Raw genomic sequence first — 16,204 nt, 5'->3', positions numbered from 1 at the left:
TGCTCAGCCGATCAGCTGAGTTACTTGTGTCTGTGCGGTGGCGAGTGCCTTGGCAGCGTCGCCGCCGTCTACGAGGTAGCGTTCCACCTGCGTCATGACTTCGCGCATGATGGCCTTGGTCTGCGCCTCATAGCCCTTGATAAGGGGGCTGCGCGAGTCGGCGGCGAGGTCGATGAACGCCTTGGCCCACGGGTTTGCCGCCGCGTAATCGGGCGCCAGCGGCACGTCGGTGGCCAGGGTGGACGGTCCCATGGCGGTGCGGAGTTCCGCCTGGCCTTCATCGGAGCCCACCCAGCCGACGAAGTCGACGGCAAGGTTCTTGTTCTTGCCGAACCCGTTCACGGCCAGCACGATCTCCTGGTGGGCGGATGGGCTGGGGAGCGGGATCCGGTCGGCGAAGCCGATGTCCTCGGACTTCAGCGTCTTGGAGGAGCGCAGGATGCCCGCCACCGTGGAGGAGACATCGATCATCATGCCGAGCCTGCCCTCACGGAACTTGGTGCGCATGGTGGACGCGTCGTCGCCGATGGGCATGGCCCCGGACCGGTAAAGTTCCCCGAAGGCCTCCACCCCGGCGATGTTTTCCTTCGAATCGATGGTGGGGCGGGACCCGTCGGACCACGATCCGCCGAACCCGTAGGTCCAGACGTCGAAGTCCATGAACCAGGAATCGAACTCGGTCATCTGGTGGCGAACCCCGAACCCGTCCAGGCCGGTGGCGTTCCTGATCTCCCCGGCGGCGGAAATCAGTTCAGCCACAGTGGTGGGCGGTGCCACGTTGGCCTTTTCCAGCAGGCCCCGGTTCCAGAAGAAGTTCCAGTTGAGCCGCTCCCAGGTGATCCCGTACTGCACCCCGTTCACCTCGCCGGACTTGATGGTGTGGTTGAACGGGGTGCCCTTGTGGGATTCGACCACCGAGGTCAGCGGAGCCAGGATGCCGGCGTCGGCCAGGGGGTAGAAGTTCACGTCCTGCACCACAAAGATGTCAGGGCCGCCCTTGCCGCCAAGTTCGGTGTTGAGCTTGTCGGCGAAGGAGAGGAACGGGGTGGTGCTTTGGGCCAGCACGGCTGACGGGTTCTTCTTCTGGTAGGCCTGGACGGCTTTCCACATGGCCTCGCCGCGGCCCGGCTCAAGCCACTGCCAGCTGCCGAACTTCAGGGTGCCGCCGGCTGACGCCGCCCGGTTGGGGTCCAAAGCCGGGGTGGCGCCGCAGCCGGCCAGCAGCAGGCTGGCTCCGGCCGCTCCCAGGAATGTGCGCCTGTCGATCATGTCGCCGGCACCACATCAAGGGCCAGGGCCTCGGTCTCGCGGCGCAGCTTCAGCGCCTGGTCCAGCGAGGTGTCGATCTCGACGTCGTCCCAGCCCACGATGCCGCCTTCGGGGATGTCGTTGACGAGTTTGACATGGTGGGCCATGGCGACCGGCAGGGCGCGGTCCCGGACGGACTTCTCAGCCGAGATCAGCTTGCCCCAGACGGTGAAGCCGCCTTCGCCGTCGAGGATTTCACCCGCTTTGAGGTCTTTTTTGGCGCAGGCCACCACGTCGGCGTGGAAGCCTTCGGGCGCGCCCGTGGCTACTCCGCGGAGCACGGCGTTCGCTATCGAGACGTTCAGTTCCAGGCCCACGTAGTGGTACGGGCGGTACAGGGCGGCGTACTGGCCGGTGGGGTCCGGGTGCCAGGGGTATTCCTGGAAGCAGCCGGAGACGTACTTGTTGGTGGCCTTGACCACCACAAAGACGCCTTCCTGGGTGTTGTGGGGGATCCAGTCGCCGGCGCGGGTCACGCTGGACATCACATCGACGCTGCCTGCATGGCTGAGGACGCCGCCGTCGGCTGCCGGCCGGCAGATCGTGGCGATTTCCTCGACGTCGCCGGGGGTGAAGGTGAGGCCCTCATCGGAGGGGCGCAGGCCGGCGGCGTTGGCTACCGCCGCCATTTCGATGGCTGCCTTGGTGCCGTCGCGGAAGGAGGTGTGCATGTACGGGTTGAGCTGGCCGGAATCGGTCAGCTCCTTGGAGAACTCCCAGTTTTCCCACACATTGTCCGGATTCATGCCGTGGTAGTGCGAGAGGTACTTGGCGCCCTTGCCGGCGCAGACCACGTCGAAGCCCGACGTCCGCGCCCAGTCCACGAGTTCCCAGATCAGGGCGGGCTGGTCGCCGTAGGCGAGGGAATAGACGACGCCGGCCTCCCGGGCGCGTTTGGCGAGGGCAGGTCCGGCGAGGGCGTCCGCCTCGACGGTGACCATGATGATGTGCTTGCCGGTTTCGATGGCGCGCAGCGCGTGGTTGATGCCAACGATCGGGTTGCCGGTGGCCTCTACGATGACGTCGAGTTCGGCGTCGAACAGGGCAGCGGCGTCGGTCACAACAGTGGTGGCACGGGTGGCCAGGGCCGTTTCGATGTCGTCAACAAAGGCTTCATCGGGCCACTCGACGAGCTTCAGTGCACCCTTGGCCCGCTCGGCGTTGATGTCGGCAATGGCCACCACGTGGATGCCCGGGATGTTGCGTGCCTGCGCCAGGTACATGGTTCCGTAGCGGCCGGCACCGATCAGGCCCACACGGATCGGGGCGCCGTCGGCCTCGCGCTGGGTCAGGAGTTTGTGGAGGTTCATAATCGCCTTTCGGTGGTTTGGCTGCGTCCGTGCTGGACGGCCAGTGGTGTGCGCCGGTGCCTGTGCAGCGTTGCGGCAGGCTGTGGCGTTCGGGGCCGGCGGGGTGGTGCCGGTGGAATCCGAGGGGTGCGGTGGTAGACATTCACTGCGGAAGTAAACATAATGGAACCGGTTCCACTTTTATTTCATACCTGCCGGACGAGGTCAATACCCTAGTCTGAAAAAGTTCCTGCCGGACTTGACGGCAGAGCTGCAGTAGCCGACCGAGGAGTACACGTGCAGAAGCAGCCCACCATCCGCGACGTTGCTGCGGCGGCGGGAGTATCCGTCGCTGTGGTCTCGCGGGTGCTCAACCCCGGGTCGGGGCCGGTGGCTGCCGCAACCCGGGACCGGGTTCACGAGGTCATGGCTACCCTGGGTTACCACCCGCGTACGGCCGCCCGGGAGCTGAAGCACGGCCCGCCCACCACCCTGGGCCTGCTCCTGGCGGATGTTTCGAATCCCTTCTTCGCCCGCCTTGCCGACCAAGTGGTCCAGGAAGCGCACTCCCGCGGCATCCAGGTGCTGTTGATGACCACCCAGGAGGACGACCAGCTCGAATCCGAGCGGCTTTCCACCCTGATCGAACGCCGGGTCAGCGGCATCATCGCCACCCCCACGGGGAACAACCTGGATATTTGGAAGAGGCTCCAGGACATGGGAACGGACGTGGTGTTTGTTGACCGCTCCATCCCTGCCTTGGCTGACGTGGATGTGGTGACCATCAACAACGTGGAGTCGGGGCGGTCCGCCACGGCCCTGCTGGCTGCGCACGGACACCGGCGGATCGCGATGATTTCCGGGCCGGCAGAATCCACCACGGGCCGGGACCGCATCGCCGGCTACCGGCAGGCCCTTGACGCTGCGGGGCTGGAGCGGGATGATCTCCTGGTCCGGTCGGCGGCGTTCCGCGGCACCGCCGGAGGAGATGCGATGAGCGCGCTCCTGAACCTGGACGAGCCACCCACCGCAGTGGTGGTGGCGAACACCGCCCAGGTGACGGCTGTACTGGGCCGGCTGGCCCATGCCGGGGTGTCCGTCCCGGCGGAACTCTCCGTGATCGTCTTCGAGGATTCGCCCTGGACGGAACTGATGACGCCGCCGCTGACCATCGTCCGACAGCCCATTGACCTCCTTGCCCGGCACTCCGTTCGCCTTGCCCTGGCCAACCCGGGTGGCAGGACGCCCGGCAAGCCTACGGTGGTGCGGGTGGATGCCGAACTCATTGAACGCGCCAGCGTGGGCCGGCTCAAAGTCCGCGCCTGACAAGTCGTTCCGCTCTACCCTTCCCGCGGCCGCGTGCCGCCGCACCCTGCACCGGCTGCCTGCGGCAGCACCGGCGCCGAACCCAAAGGACTGACATGACGCAGACTACCTCCCGCTCCTACGCCCTCCTGGGTCTCGGGCCCATGGGCGCACCCATGGCCCGCAGGCTCCTGGCCTTCGCGCCCCACCTCACGGTGTGGAACCGGACGGCAGCGAAAACCGAACCCCTGGCGGCCCTGGGCGCACGCGCGGCAATGACGCCCGCTGAGGCCGCGTCCGACGTCGTCCTCACCGTCCTTCCCGATCTGGAACAAGTGGACAGTCTGCTGGGCGGTCCGGACGGCCTGCTGGCGGGCTGGGACGCCAAGGGCATCAGCAGTCCTGTCCTGGTGGTCCACGGCACGGTGTCGCCGGTGGCGGTGGCCGGCTTTGCCGAACGCCTGAAGGCCCGCGGAGTGACAGTCCTCGATGCGCCCGTCAGCGGCGGGACGATGGGCGCGGAGGATGGCACTCTCAGCATCATGGTGGGTGGCGACGCCGGCGCGGCAAACGACCTGGAACCTGCCTTCCAGTCGATGGGCACTACCGTGCGGTACCTCGGACCCAGCGGCTCGGGGGAACTCGCCAAGGCTTGCAACCAGATCGTTGTGGCCGCCACAGTGACAGCAGTTTCCGAGGCGATGCTGTTGGCCCGGCAGGGCGGCCTCGACGTAAACGTTGTGCTGGAGCTCCTCAGGGGCGGCTTGGCCGATTCGGCAGTCCTGCGGCAGAAGGGACAGCGCTGGGTGGAGGACAATTTCGACGGCGGCGGCAGCGCCAACAACCAGCTCAAGGACCTGGGGTTCATCGCCGAGGTCGCGCAGGCCCGCGGACTGGACCTGGCCCTCAGCGGCACCGTCCGAGACCTGTTCGCCGACATGGTGGCCCAGGGCGACGGCGCACTGGACCACACCGGAATCCACCGGTCGCTGGCCCGCCGCGCTCTCTCCGCCAACTAGGTAGCAGTAGATGTCGTTATGAGCGCTCATAACGACATCTACTGCCAGCTACTTGGGGGCTCCGCCGGTGTTTGGACTCAGAGCTGCAGCTCCATAAAGACGCTGTTGGGATCCGGCCGGTAGTCCGCGAACGGCGGGCAATCGGTGAAGCCATGCCGCGCATACAGCCGCCGGGCTGGAGCGAAGTAGTCCTCGGTGCCGGTTTCCAGGTACACCCGCTCCAGGCTGTTGGCCCGGGCGTCGGCCAGGATGTGCAGGAGCATGAGGGTGGCGACGCCGCGCCCCCGCGCCTGCGCCGAAGTGCGCATGGACTTCAGCTCGGCAGAAGCAGCCTGGCCAGGCACCGGCTTGAGGACCTTGAGGGCTCCGCACCCCAGCAGGGCGCCGCCCTCCCGTGCCGTCCAGAAACTGATGTCCGGTCCGGCCAGGGCTGCCGGGTCCAGGGCATGGACGCTTTCGGCCGGTGAGGTGGCAAACATGTCTGCAAGGTGCTCGCTCAGGAGCAGGTGGACATCGTCGCGGTGGGGGCTGTCCCGGTCTATAAGAATCATCAGTTCCAAATTTACCGGGCGCAGCGGAGGCGCGGCACGCGCCGCCTGGAAGCACAGCCGGGAAAGACGCAGGCGAGTTCAGTGAATGCGGCCTCCGGAAGCGAAAATGCAGAAAGTTCACAAAGTCGGCTTTTATACCGTAAAAATTCAGAAGTTTTCGAATTGGTTGCCGGAAATTCCCTCTAGGTAACCATTTTCTGCGTGACTGGCAATAAAAATATAAGTGTGTATGGTATTGGGGACAAGCACCACAGAGAAAGATGTGATTCCAGTGTCGGGTAAATCGCCTAAAAGCAGCAATGTCAAAAAAGCGGGAAAATCCATCCTCGAAAAAAGGGCCGATAAAAGGGCCAAAACCGAGAGCAGTGAAATCAGTTTCATAAAACCGCGCAAGAACCAGCGCTAGCGGGCCCAGCCATGAAAAGCATGTGCAACGCACTGATCATCCCGGCTCAACTCACACAGCCGGTACGCCTCGAATCCGTCGATACGGACATGCCGGCACTTCAGCGGTTGATGTCGGGAAACATCGAAGCAATCAGTACCCGTGATTGGCATGCCTACGTCAGCGACGAAGGCAACCGCCTGCCGCAGAACATCCGGGCCGAAGTGCTGGCCCGGGAAGCCGGTGTTCATCTCGAAGAGGTCCTGAACGGCACAGCGGTTTTCCTGGGTCACTGCAGCCGCGGCCAGGAAGTGGACGCGCCGCTGCGACTCATCCGGCTGGCGGAAGCCCTGTTCGAGCAGGCACTGGCAGCCTGAACGCTTGCGCCTCCCGCTACACCAGCGGCCAAGGGTAGCGGGAGCCCGTCAGGTCCACGGGCAGTGTCCCGTCCTGCAGAATCCGGCGGGCCCGCCGCTTCAGGGCCGCGTTTTCATCGTCGTCGAGCAGCCCGGCCAACTCCTCAGGAACGGCCTCGGCGAGGGGCGCGATATCTGCCAGTAGCCCGTCCGGAATTGCTTCGCCGGCAAAGTCCCAAATGACCGTGCGCAGCTTAAAGGCAGCGGAAAAGCACAATCCGTGGTCGATGCCCCAGATCCGGCCGTCGCCACCGCGGAGTACGTGCCCGCTTTTGCGGTCCGTGTTATTGGAAATGAAGTCAAACAAAGCCATCCGGGCCAGTTCGGGATGGGTGGACGGGTCCTCCGCCGCCAACGTGAAATAGTGCTCCCGGAAATCGCAGTCGATAAACCACTGCAGGGACCCCACGCCAAGGGGCACGTCCTCCCGGATGACCGTGGGCGGCACCATGCCCCAGCCCAAAGCCTCACTGAGCAGGTACGCCGCCCGCTCTCGCTTGTACAGCCCTGGATCGAAGTCGGACAGCGGCTGTTCGCCGGCCTCTGGTTTATAGACCGCCTGTGCTACCTCGTCCCCATGGCTGAGGCGGACCAGGAACGTGGCGTTGCTGCTGCGCGCAAACTGGCCCACCAGCTCCACTTCGCCCAAGGTCAGCAACGCCAGGTCCCGGTCCGTCACGGCATACCCCTGGCGGCGGAAAACCCTGTCACTGCGGCCTCAGTCCGCTCAACGGCTCCGTATATGAATTCACCATCAGCACCGACGCTGCCCGGCCGTCCACAAACGACACCGCGGACATTGAGCCCGGGCTGATCATGATCCGCTGGAACAGGTCCAGGGGGGTCCCAACAGCGTGGGCCACGGCCGCCTTGATGGTGTCGGCGTGGGAAAAGCAAACAATTACGCCCCCAGGGTGCGCCGCCACCAGTTCCTCCAGGGCACCCACCATGCGGTCCTGCATCTCCGGAAAGCTTTCGCCGTTGGGGAAGCGGAACGTTGACGGGCTGGACTGCACAGTCCGCCACTCAGGCAAGGCAGCCAGGCGGGAAATCTCGGCACCTGTCCAGTCGCCGAAGTCGCACTCCAGCAGCCCGTCGGCCGGCTGGATTTCCAGGCCGTTGGCGGCCGCCGTCGGCCCCGCCGTCTCCTGGGCGCGCTCCAACGGCGAGGAATACACGGCGGTGACCGGAAGCCCCTCAAGGCGTTCGGCCACCCGTTCCGCCTGGGCCCGGCCGCGCTCCGAGAGGTGCAGGTCCGGGGCCCGGCCCGGCAGCACCTGCCCGGTGGTGGGCGTTTCGCCATGGCGGACCAGGAGCACAAGCGTCACCACAGGCTTGGCGGCGGGAGCGGCGGGAGTGGTGGGAGCGGTGGACGGGGCGGATTCCGGCGGGGCCGGCTGGGCTGCAGCAGTCATCAAGAATCAGCGTAGTACTGCCAGCGGACCAAAACTTGTCCCGCGTGCACAAATGTTTCGGATCACCCCATCGGCCCAGCGAACAGGTCTACGGTGGAGAAGTGACTGAACGCCCTGAGATCTTCACTGTTGGTGAACTGCGTGCCTCCGGCCATGTTCACAAGGACCTGCGGACAGAACTCCGCGACAACCTCCTCTCCGCCCTGGCGGCGGGCCGCGACCCGTGGCCCGGCATGTTCGGCTTCAGCCGGACCGTTATCCCCCAACTGGAGCGCGCCCTGATCGCCGGGCATGACCTGGTGCTGCTGGGCGAACGTGGCCAGGGCAAAACCCGGCTCCTGCGCACCCTGGCCGGGCTGCTGGACGAATGGTCCCCGGTTATCGAGGACTCGGAGCTGAACGAGCACCCCTACGAACCCATCACCGGGCCCTCCCGCGCCCGCGCCCTCACCGAAGGGGACCGGCTGCGGGTGGCCTGGCGGCACCGTTCGGAACGTTACGTGGAGAAACTCGCGACGCCGGACACCTCCGTGGCGGACCTGATCGGCGACGTCGACCCCATGCGGGTGGCCGAGGGCCGCCGGCTGGGGGACCCGGAAACCATCCACTACGGCCTGATCCCGCGTTCCAACCGCGGCATTGTGGCCATCAACGAACTCCCTGACCTCGCCGAACGCATCCAGGTCTCCATGCTGAACGTGATGGAGGAGCGGGACATCCAGATCCGCGGCTACGTCCTGCGCCTGCCGCTGGACGTCCTGGTGGTGGCTTCCGCCAACCCCGAGGACTACACCAACCGCGGCCGGATCATCACCCCGCTCAAGGACCGGTTCGGCGCCGAAATCCGCACGCACTACCCCCTTGAACTTGAGGATGAGGTGGCGGTCATCGAGCAGGAGGGCCACCTGGTGGCCAGCGTGCCGCCCGTGATCCTGGAGATCCTGGCCCGCTACACCCGGGCCCTGCGTGAATCCCCGGCCATCAACCAGAGCTCCGGCGTTTCCGCGCGGTTCGCCATCGCCGGGGCCGAGACCGTTGCTGCGGCCGCGCTGCGGCGCGCCAGCGTCCGCGGCGAGGATCAGGCCGTGGCCCGGATCATCGATCTGGACGCCGCCGTGGAGGTGCTCACCGGAAAGATCGAGTTTGAATCCGGCGAGGAAGGCCGCGAGCAGGACATCCTGGACCACCTCCTGCGCACCGCTACCGCGGAAGCAGTCCGGGAACACTTCCAGGGCCTGGACCTGGCGCCCCTGGTGGCCGCCCTGGACGGGCACTCCACGGTAACCACCGGCGAGCTGGTGACCGCCAAGGAATTCCTGGCGAACCTGCCCTCGCTCAACGGATCGGGCCTCTACGACGAAATCGGGAAGCGCCTCGGCGCCGAAAACGACGGCCAGCGGGCCGCCGCCGTCGAACTGGCCCTCGAGGGCCTCTACCTTGGCCGCCGGATCTCCAAGGAGTCCGACCACGAAGCCACCATCTACGGCTAAGGACAGGCACGCGCCATGAGCCTTCATCCCCGCTCCCGCTATGGCCGCTACCGCGGCGGGCCGGACCCGCTGGCGCCGCCCGTTGACCTGACGGAGGCGCTGGATGCCGTGGCCGAGGACGTGATGGCGGGCTACTCGCCGCGGCGTGCCTTGACGGAATACCTGCGGCGCGGCGGCCTGGACCAGGAAGGCCTGGACGAGCTCGCCGGCCGGATCCAGCAGCGCCGCCAGGACCTGCTGGGCAAGCACAACCTCAACGGCACGCTCACTGAAGTGAAAAAACTCCTGGACACGGCCGTACTGGAGGAACGCAAGCAGCTGGCCCGGGACGCCATGATGGACAACACGGACCGGGCCTTCCGCGAGATGCAGATCCAGAACCTGCCCCAGTCCACGGCGGCGGCGGTCAACGAGCTGGCCTCCTACGACTGGCAATCCAGCACGGCCCGCGAGGCGTACGAAAAGATCAAGGACCTGCTGGGCCGCGAGGTCCTGGACCAGCGCTTCGCCGGGATGAAGCAGGCCCTGGAAGGGGCCACGGACCAGGACCGGGCAGCCATCAGCGCCATGCTGGCCGACCTCAACGAACTCCTGGACAAGCACCGCCGGAAGGCGGACACCCCGGCGGACTTTGCGGAGTTCATGGCCAAGCACGGCGAGCACTTCCCCGAGAATCCCCGGAACGTCGAGGAACTGGTGGATGCGCTGGCCAAGCGCGCGGCGGCAGCCCAGCGGCTGATGCAGTCCATGACCCCGGAACAGCGCCACGAGCTGATGCAGCTCTCCGCCCAGGCCTTCGGCTCCCAGGACATGATGGCCCAGCTGGGCCAGCTGGACGAGACCCTGCAGGCCCTGCGGCCGGGGGAGGACTGGAACGGATCAGAGCGGTTCGAAGGCCAGGAAGGCATGGGCCTGGGCGACGGCACGGGCGTGCTCCAGGACCTTGCCGAGCTGGACCAGTTGGCGGACCAGCTGGGCCAGGACTTCGACAGCTCCCACATGGACGACGTGGACCTGGACGCCCTGGCCCGCCAGTTGGGGGAAGACGCGGCGGTCAGCGCACGCACGCTGGCGGCGATTGAAAAGGCAATGCACGACGGCGGCTACCTCACCAAGGGTGCGGACGGCGACTTCCGGCTCTCGCCCCAGGCGATGCGGCGGCTGGGCAGGTCGCTGCTGCGTGATGCCGCCAAGCAGCTGTCCGGGCGCCAGGGCAGGCGGGAGACGCGGGAGGCCGGTGCCGCCGGCGACCAGACCGGATCCAGCCGGCCGTGGGAGTTCGGCGACAACGCGCCGTGGGACGTCACCCGGACCATCACCAACGCGATCCGCCGGACCATCGCCGACGGCGGCGATCCGGGCCGCGGCGTCCGACTGGCTGTGGACGACATCGAGGTGACGGAAACCGAGGAACGCACGCAGGCCGCCGTCGTCCTCCTGGTCGACGTGTCCTTCTCGATGGCCGCCGAGGGGCGGTGGGTGCCCATGAAACGCACGGCGCTGGCCCTGCACCACCTGGTGTCCACAAGGTTCCGGGGCGACAAACTGCAGCTGATCACGTTTGGCCGGTACGCCCAGACCATGGACATCGGCGGGCTGACATCGCTGCCGGCCTTCCGCGAGCAGGGCACCAACCTGCACCACGGGCTGCTGCTGGCCAGCCGGTTCTTCCGGAAACACCCGGCCATGCAGCCGGTGCTGCTGGTGGTCACCGACGGCGAACCCACTGCCCACTTGCTGCCTGACGGCGAATCCATGTTTTCCTGGCCGCCGCACCCCTCGACCATCCGCGCCACCGTGGACGAGCTGGACAGGGTGGGACGTGCCGGCGCGCAGGCCACCTTCTTCCGGCTGGGCGACGACCCGGGCCTGGAACGGTTTATCCAGCGGATGGCCCGCCGCGTTGACGGCCGGGTGGTGGCGCCCGAAGCCGGCGAGCTCGGCGCTGCGGTGGTGGGCGAATACCTCCGCGCGCACTTCCGCGGCCGGGCCTACGGCGACTCCGATTGGGCGTTCTAGGCGCCTATTGCCCTGCCTCGATGGGGCCGCGCCGGTACGTTTCCGAGACCCGGCGGTACACCGGGGTGAGGAACGCCAGCGCCGCCGCAGCCATCAGGATGATCCCGGCCATCAGGAACACCAGGGCAATGCCGCGGGACACGCCCTCGCCCAGCAGCGGGGCCAGCTGTGCCGCGCCCTCCGCGGACCTGGCATACGGGATGATCCACAACTCCGCCAACGGGGCGATGAGGAACGCAGTGATGGGTGCTGCCGCAGATTCGAAGGCCATGGCTAAACCGAATACCCGGCCCTGCCGCGGCAGCGGGACCACCTGCTGGATGATTGTCTGCTCGGCTGCCTCCGCAAACGGAATCATCACCATATAGAGCCAGATCCCGGCGATGTACAGCCACGGCCATTCCCGCAAGGTGAACACTGCGCCGAAGAGGCCGATCAGGATCACCGCGAACAGCAGGGTCCGCAGCGGGTTGGAGCCCAGGCCGAACTTGCCCACGAGTGCCCCGCCCATAACAAATCCGGTGGCCCCAAGCGCAAGGAAGGCGCCCCACAGCTCAACCGGGAACATCTCCAAGCCGTAAGGATCCATCAGGGCCATGTACACGCCGCCGATGAGGTTGTTGAAGGTGGAGAACAGGATCAGCGCGAACAGGCCGGCAATGGCCAGAACGGCGGCCATGGATCCGCGCAGGTCGAATCCACCTTGGGCATCCGTGGCTACAGGCTGGGTTTCCTCCGGCATCCGTACGGTGAGCAGGTGGACATATGCCACGGCTGTCAGGACCAGGGCCGCGGCGATGGTCCAGCCCATGCCCAGCAGGCCCACCGACAGGCCGGAGATGACCGACGTGGCGATGAACGCCAGGCCCTGCACCATGCCCACCAGTCCGTTGGCGTTGGCCCGCCGGTCAGGATCGATCAGGATGGTGACGGTGGTGGACAGGGCGATGTTGCGCAGGTTTTCCACCACCGCCCCCACCAGGATGATCACGGCAAAGATCCAGAACCACGGCTGGACCAGGTCCAGCAGGTCGGCCTCCGGCGTCAGCAGGAACATGATTCCGGCGACGACAAACATCACCAGGGTGAAGCCACCGGCAAAGCGCATCACCGCCAGCTTGCGGTACCGGTCCACAAAAGTGCCGAAGCTGATGCTGGAGAGCGCGATCAGCAGCATGTACGCCCCGCCGATAACCCCGGTGGCAATCACATTCCGCGTCTCCAGATAGACCCAGAACGTCAGGGCGAACCAGAGGTAGCTGGTGGTGATGTTTGCCAAGGCAGTGTTGACCAGGATCCCGGTAAACGTGCGGGACCGCTCTGCCGGGGTTCGCAGGTGACTGGTGTTGGCTGGGGCATCGGCGAGCCCGGGACCCGCAGCCACCAGGGGATCCGGTTTGTGCTCGGTCATGGGCTCCAGTTTACGGACAACAGGCCCCCGCGGACATGGGAAATGCCTGCGTAATTTGGCTTGTGGGACAGGTCAGGGTGCGGTGGGTTGGCCGTTGATGAGGCGGTTGAGGTGCCAGGGGTTGGTGTTGTGGAGGGGGGTGGGGAGGAGTTCGGTGGGGAGGTTTTGGTAGGCGACGGGGCGGAGGAAGCGGTTGATGGCGAGGGTGCCGACGGAGGTGGTGCGGGTGTCGGAGGTGGCGGGGTAGGGGCCGCCGTGGACCATGGCGTGGCCTACTTCGACGCCGGTGGGCCAGCCGTTGACGATGATGCGGCCGACTTTTTGTTCGAGGGCGGGGATGAGGGGTGCGGCGGTGGGGTAGTCGTGGTTGGTGAGGTGGAGGGTGGCGGTGAGTTGGCCTTCGAGGCGGGTGATGGCGGTGAGGAGGTCTTCGGTGGTGGTGTAGCGGATAACCAGGGAGGCTGCGCCGAAGATTTCCTGGTGCAGGATTTCGTTGGTGAGGAAGTCCTTGACCTGGGTCGCGTAGATGGCCGGGGCGGGGGCGTTGTGGGTTTGGCCGTCGGCGCCCTGTCCGAGGACGGTGACGCCGTCCGCAGAGCCCAGTGCTTCGGTTCCGGTGTGCCAGGATCCGGCGATATTTTCGGTGAGCATGGTTTGGCCCTCGGCGGCCGTGATGGCGCGGCCGACGGCGGCGGCGAACTTATCGCCTGCCTCGCCGGTGGGGGCGAAGAGGAGTCCGGGGGAGGTGCAGAGTTGTCCGGAGCTGCCGGTGACGGCGGTGATGTAGGCGGTGGCGAGGGCGTCGATGTTGGCGGTGGGGCCGGTGAGGGCGCCTTCGAAGACGATGACCGGGTTCAGGGAGGACATTTCGGCGTAGACGGGGATGGGTTCGGGGCGGTTGGCGGCGGTCCGGGTCAGGGCGGTGCCGGCGGCCTGGGAGCCGGTGAAGCCGACGGCTTTGATGTTGGGGTCTGCCACGAGGGCCTGGCCGATGCTGGCGCCGGGGCCGTAGATGAGGGAGAACACGCCGGGGTGCAGGCCGTGGTCGGTGACGGCTTTAACAATGGCGTGGCCGACGAGTTCGCTGGTGCCGGGGTGGGCGTTGTGGGCTTTGAAGACCACGGGGCAGCCGGCGGCGAGGGCGGAGGCGGTGTCGCCGCCTGCAGTGGAGAAGGCCAGGGGGAAGTTGCTGGCGCCGAAGACGGCGACGGGGCCCAGGGGGATCTGGCGTTGGCGGATGTCCGCCCGGGGTGCGGGGGTGCGGTCCGGGAGGGCGGGGTCGATGCGGATGCCGCGGTGGTCGCCCTGGCGGACCACTGCAGCGAAGAGCCGGAGCTGGGCGGTGGTGCGGGCGCGTTCGCCGGTGAGGCGGGCGGTAGGGAGTCCGGTTTCCTGGGTGGCGCGGGTGATGAGGTCTTCGCCGATGGCTTCGATGTTCCCGGCGATGGCTTCGAGGAAAGCGGCGTGGGTTTCGGGGTCCAGGGTGCTGAAGGAGGGGTAGGCGGCCGCGGCGGCGGAGGTCGCCGTCGTCAGCTGTTCCTCGGTGATCAGCGAATACGCGGGATCGAGCCGCTCATTCGTGGCGGGATTGAAACCGAAAGCGGTTTTGCCGTCGCCGACGACAGGCCGGCCGGCGATCAGGGAATGTCCGGAAAGAATCACAACAAACTCCAGGGTGTGGGGATACGGGAAAGCATCGTTGGGGCCGGCCGCCACCCGGCAGCCGGCCCCGACACTTCGAACGGGTCCGGGCTCAGCCCTTGACCGCACCGGCGCTGAGTCCCTGGACCAGGAACTTCTGCACGTAGGCGAACAGGAGCACCACGGGGATGATGGCAATGACGCCGCCGGCGGCCAGGGCGCCGAAGTCGGCGCCGAACTCGCCCAGCAGGTAGCTCAGGCCCACGGGAACCGTGAACTGGTCCTGGCTGCTGATGAACATGATGGCGAAGAGGAAGTTGTTCCAGGCGCTGATGAAGGCGAAGGAACCAACGGCCACAATGCCGGGTTTCAGCAGGGGAAGGACCACCAGCCGGAACGCTTGGATGCGGGTGCAGCCGTCCACCCAGGCGGCCTCCTCCAGCTCCACCGGCACGTTGCGGATGAAGCCGGACATCAGGATCAGTGACAGCGGCAGGTGGAACACCGTGTCGGAGATGATGAGGCTCCAGAGGCTGTTGGTCAGGCCCACGGCGTTGAAGATCTCGAAAAGCGGGATCAGCATCATGGCCCCGGGAACAAACTGGGTGCACAGCATGGCCACGAGGAACAGCGTCTTGCCCCGGAACCTGAAGCGTGCCAGGGCGTAACCGCCCAGCAGCGCGATGACCGTTGAGCACAGCAGGCTCATCACGGCCACAAACAGGCTGTTTTTGAAGTAGATGCCGAATCCGGAGCCGTTCCAGACCGTTTCGAAGTGCTCGAAGGTGATGGGCCAGGGGACCAGCGAGGTGGATCCCGTGGGTCGGAACGCGAAAAGCAGCATCCAGTAGAACGGCACAAGGGTGAAGATCAGGAACAGTGCCAGCGGCACGTAGGTCAGGACGCGGTCGATCCGGCGTTGGCGTGCCTTGAGCTTGCTGATGGGCCGGGCCGGTATCGGTTCCGGCGCGATGGCACGGCCGGCGGCACGCGCTTTGGGAAGCAGCGAGGTCACTTGTCATCTTCCTTTGACTTGGTGATGCGCAGATAGACCAGCGAGAAGAAGGTCAGGATCAGGAATGCCACCACGGTCAGGGCGGACCCGTAGCCGAAGTCGCGGTCGTGGATGGCCGTTTGCGCCACATAGAGCGGCAGGGTGGTGGTGGAGCTTGCCGGCCCGCCGCCGGTCAGTGTGTACAGGAGGTCAACGTTGTTGAATTCCCAGACCGCCCGCAGCAGCGTGGCCACCACAACGGCCTGCCGGATATGCGGCCAGGTGATGGACACAAACTTCCGCCAGGTCCCGGCGCCGTCAACGTCCGCGGACTCGTACAGCTCCAGGGACACTGACTGGAGGTCGGCCAGGATGAGGATGGCGAAGAACGGGATGCCCTTCCACATTTCGGCGAGCACCAGGGCCCAGAACGTGGTGTCGCTGCCTGCCAGGAGGGACACGCCGTATTCGCCGATGCCCATGTCGGCAAGATAGCGGCCGACGCCGGTGGACGGGTTGTAGATCAGGATCCAGATGGTGGTGGTCAGGATGCCTGACACGGCCCAGGGGGAAAAGACCAGGGATCGGGCCAGTCCGCGGCCGATGAACGACTTGTTGATGAGCAGGGCCAGCGCGAGCCCGAAGACAAACTGAAGCCCCACTTCCACCACCACCCACTGGGCGGTGAAGGAAAGGCTCCGCCAGAACAGCGGGTCCGAACCCATCGCGATGAAGTTCTCGAAGCCGGCAAACCCGTCGTCCCAGGGCTGGGTGACGTTGGAGTGCTGCAGGCTGTAGTAGAAGACGCTGCCCACCGGGTAGACCAGGAACACGAGCGTCAGGATCGCGGCGGGCGCGATCAGGAGGTAGGGGTACAGGCGCCGCGACCTGTTCGCTCGCTTGCGCGGCGTGGCGGCCGGCGGCCTGCCGGGCTTTTGTTTCTGGGCGATCAGGGCCATGG

14 protein-coding genes are annotated in these 16,204 nt (G+C 66.4%); 5 read left to right on the top strand and 9 right to left on the bottom strand.

Annotated features, from left to right (window positions below; translation table 11 throughout):
* Positions 1–3: 3 nt before the first annotated feature.
* Both ACRB8A_RS16640 and ACRB8A_RS16635 read right to left on the bottom strand, forming a co-directional pair.
* A complete protein-coding gene (locus tag ACRB8A_RS16640; protein WP_056598335.1) occupies positions 4–1,269 on the bottom strand; it encodes an ABC transporter substrate-binding protein in 1,266 nt (421 codons plus the stop codon).
* On the bottom strand, positions 1,266–2,618 hold the full coding sequence (locus ACRB8A_RS16635) for an NAD(P)H-dependent oxidoreductase (protein ID WP_056598332.1): 1,353 nt from the start codon (positions 2,616–2,618) through the stop codon (positions 1,266–1,268). Before ACRB8A_RS16635 ends, ACRB8A_RS16640 begins: the two co-directional genes overlap by 4 nt.
* 276 nt (positions 2,619–2,894) lie before the next feature.
* Between ACRB8A_RS16635 and ACRB8A_RS16630 the strand changes: the two genes are divergently transcribed.
* Both ACRB8A_RS16630 and ACRB8A_RS16625 read left to right on the top strand, forming a co-directional pair.
* Positions 2,895–3,923 carry a substrate-binding domain-containing protein gene (locus tag ACRB8A_RS16630; RefSeq protein WP_056598326.1) on the top strand — a complete coding sequence of 343 codons (1,029 nt, stop codon included), beginning with the start codon at positions 2,895–2,897 and terminating at the stop codon, positions 3,921–3,923.
* 95 nt (positions 3,924–4,018) lie between these two features.
* Positions 4,019–4,921, top strand: a complete 903-nt coding sequence (locus ACRB8A_RS16625) for an NAD(P)-dependent oxidoreductase (protein WP_056598325.1) — start codon at positions 4,019–4,021, stop codon at positions 4,919–4,921.
* Positions 4,922–4,998: 77 nt separating this feature from the next.
* Here ACRB8A_RS16625 and ACRB8A_RS16620 read toward each other — a convergent pair whose 3' ends face one another.
* Positions 4,999–5,472 (bottom strand): GNAT family N-acetyltransferase, encoded by a 474-nt coding sequence (locus tag ACRB8A_RS16620; RefSeq protein WP_285241783.1) that lies wholly within the window; start codon positions 5,470–5,472, stop codon positions 4,999–5,001.
* Between the two features lie 426 nt (positions 5,473–5,898).
* Here ACRB8A_RS16620 and ACRB8A_RS16615 point away from each other — a divergent pair, with 426 nt between their 5' ends.
* Entirely contained in the window at positions 5,899–6,234 is a 336-nt protein-coding gene (locus ACRB8A_RS16615; protein WP_285241782.1) for a DUF3846 domain-containing protein, read from the top strand.
* A 16-nt stretch (positions 6,235–6,250) separates the two neighbouring features.
* On the opposite strand, the gene ACRB8A_RS16610 is transcribed toward ACRB8A_RS16615, so the two are convergent.
* Together ACRB8A_RS16610 and ACRB8A_RS16605 are read right to left on the bottom strand one after the other, a co-directional pair.
* Positions 6,251–6,952: an SCO1664 family protein gene (locus ACRB8A_RS16610; protein WP_432245148.1), complete on the bottom strand. Its 702-nt coding sequence runs from the start codon at positions 6,950–6,952 to the stop codon at positions 6,251–6,253.
* Between the two features lie 28 nt (positions 6,953–6,980).
* A complete protein-coding gene (locus tag ACRB8A_RS16605; protein WP_432245147.1) occupies positions 6,981–7,688 on the bottom strand; it encodes a histidine phosphatase family protein in 708 nt (235 codons plus the stop codon).
* 101 nt (positions 7,689–7,789) lie between these two features.
* Here ACRB8A_RS16605 and ACRB8A_RS16600 point away from each other — a divergent pair, with 101 nt between their 5' ends.
* Positions 7,790–9,178 carry a sigma 54-interacting transcriptional regulator gene (locus ACRB8A_RS16600; RefSeq protein ID WP_432245146.1) on the top strand — a complete coding sequence of 463 codons (1,389 nt, stop codon included), beginning with the start codon at positions 7,790–7,792 and terminating at the stop codon, positions 9,176–9,178.
* A 15-nt stretch (positions 9,179–9,193) separates the two neighbouring features.
* Positions 9,194–11,197, top strand: coding sequence for a vWA domain-containing protein (locus ACRB8A_RS16595; RefSeq protein ID WP_432245145.1), 2,004 nt, complete (start codon positions 9,194–9,196; stop codon positions 11,195–11,197).
* 4 nt (positions 11,198–11,201) lie between these two features.
* On the opposite strand, the gene ACRB8A_RS16590 is transcribed toward ACRB8A_RS16595, so the two are convergent.
* The 4 genes from ACRB8A_RS16590 to ACRB8A_RS16575 form a co-directional block, all read right to left on the bottom strand.
* The gene (locus ACRB8A_RS16590) at positions 11,202–12,608 is read right to left on the bottom strand and encodes an MFS transporter (protein WP_432245144.1); all 1,407 of its coding nucleotides are present in this window, start codon (positions 12,606–12,608) and stop codon (positions 11,202–11,204) included.
* Positions 12,609–12,680: 72 nt separating this feature from the next.
* On the bottom strand, positions 12,681–14,270 hold the full coding sequence (locus ACRB8A_RS16585) for an aldehyde dehydrogenase (NADP(+)) (RefSeq protein ID WP_432245143.1): 1,590 nt from the start codon (positions 14,268–14,270) through the stop codon (positions 12,681–12,683).
* Between the two features lie 91 nt (positions 14,271–14,361).
* Positions 14,362–15,264 (bottom strand): carbohydrate ABC transporter permease, encoded by a 903-nt coding sequence (locus tag ACRB8A_RS16580; protein ID WP_432245142.1) that lies wholly within the window; start codon positions 15,262–15,264, stop codon positions 14,362–14,364.
* Positions 15,261–16,202: a carbohydrate ABC transporter permease gene (locus ACRB8A_RS16575; RefSeq protein ID WP_050685575.1), complete on the bottom strand. Its 942-nt coding sequence runs from the start codon at positions 16,200–16,202 to the stop codon at positions 15,261–15,263. The genes ACRB8A_RS16580 and ACRB8A_RS16575 overlap by 4 nt, the downstream gene beginning before the upstream one ends.
* Between the last annotated feature and the right edge of the window lie 2 nt (positions 16,203–16,204).

This window comes from Arthrobacter sp. G.S.26 (genome assembly GCF_050847375.1).
Taxonomy (GTDB): Bacteria; Actinomycetota; Actinomycetes; order Actinomycetales; family Micrococcaceae; genus Arthrobacter.
Note: the sequence above shows the minus strand (reverse complement) of the source record. Positions and strands in the feature narration are given on the sequence as shown.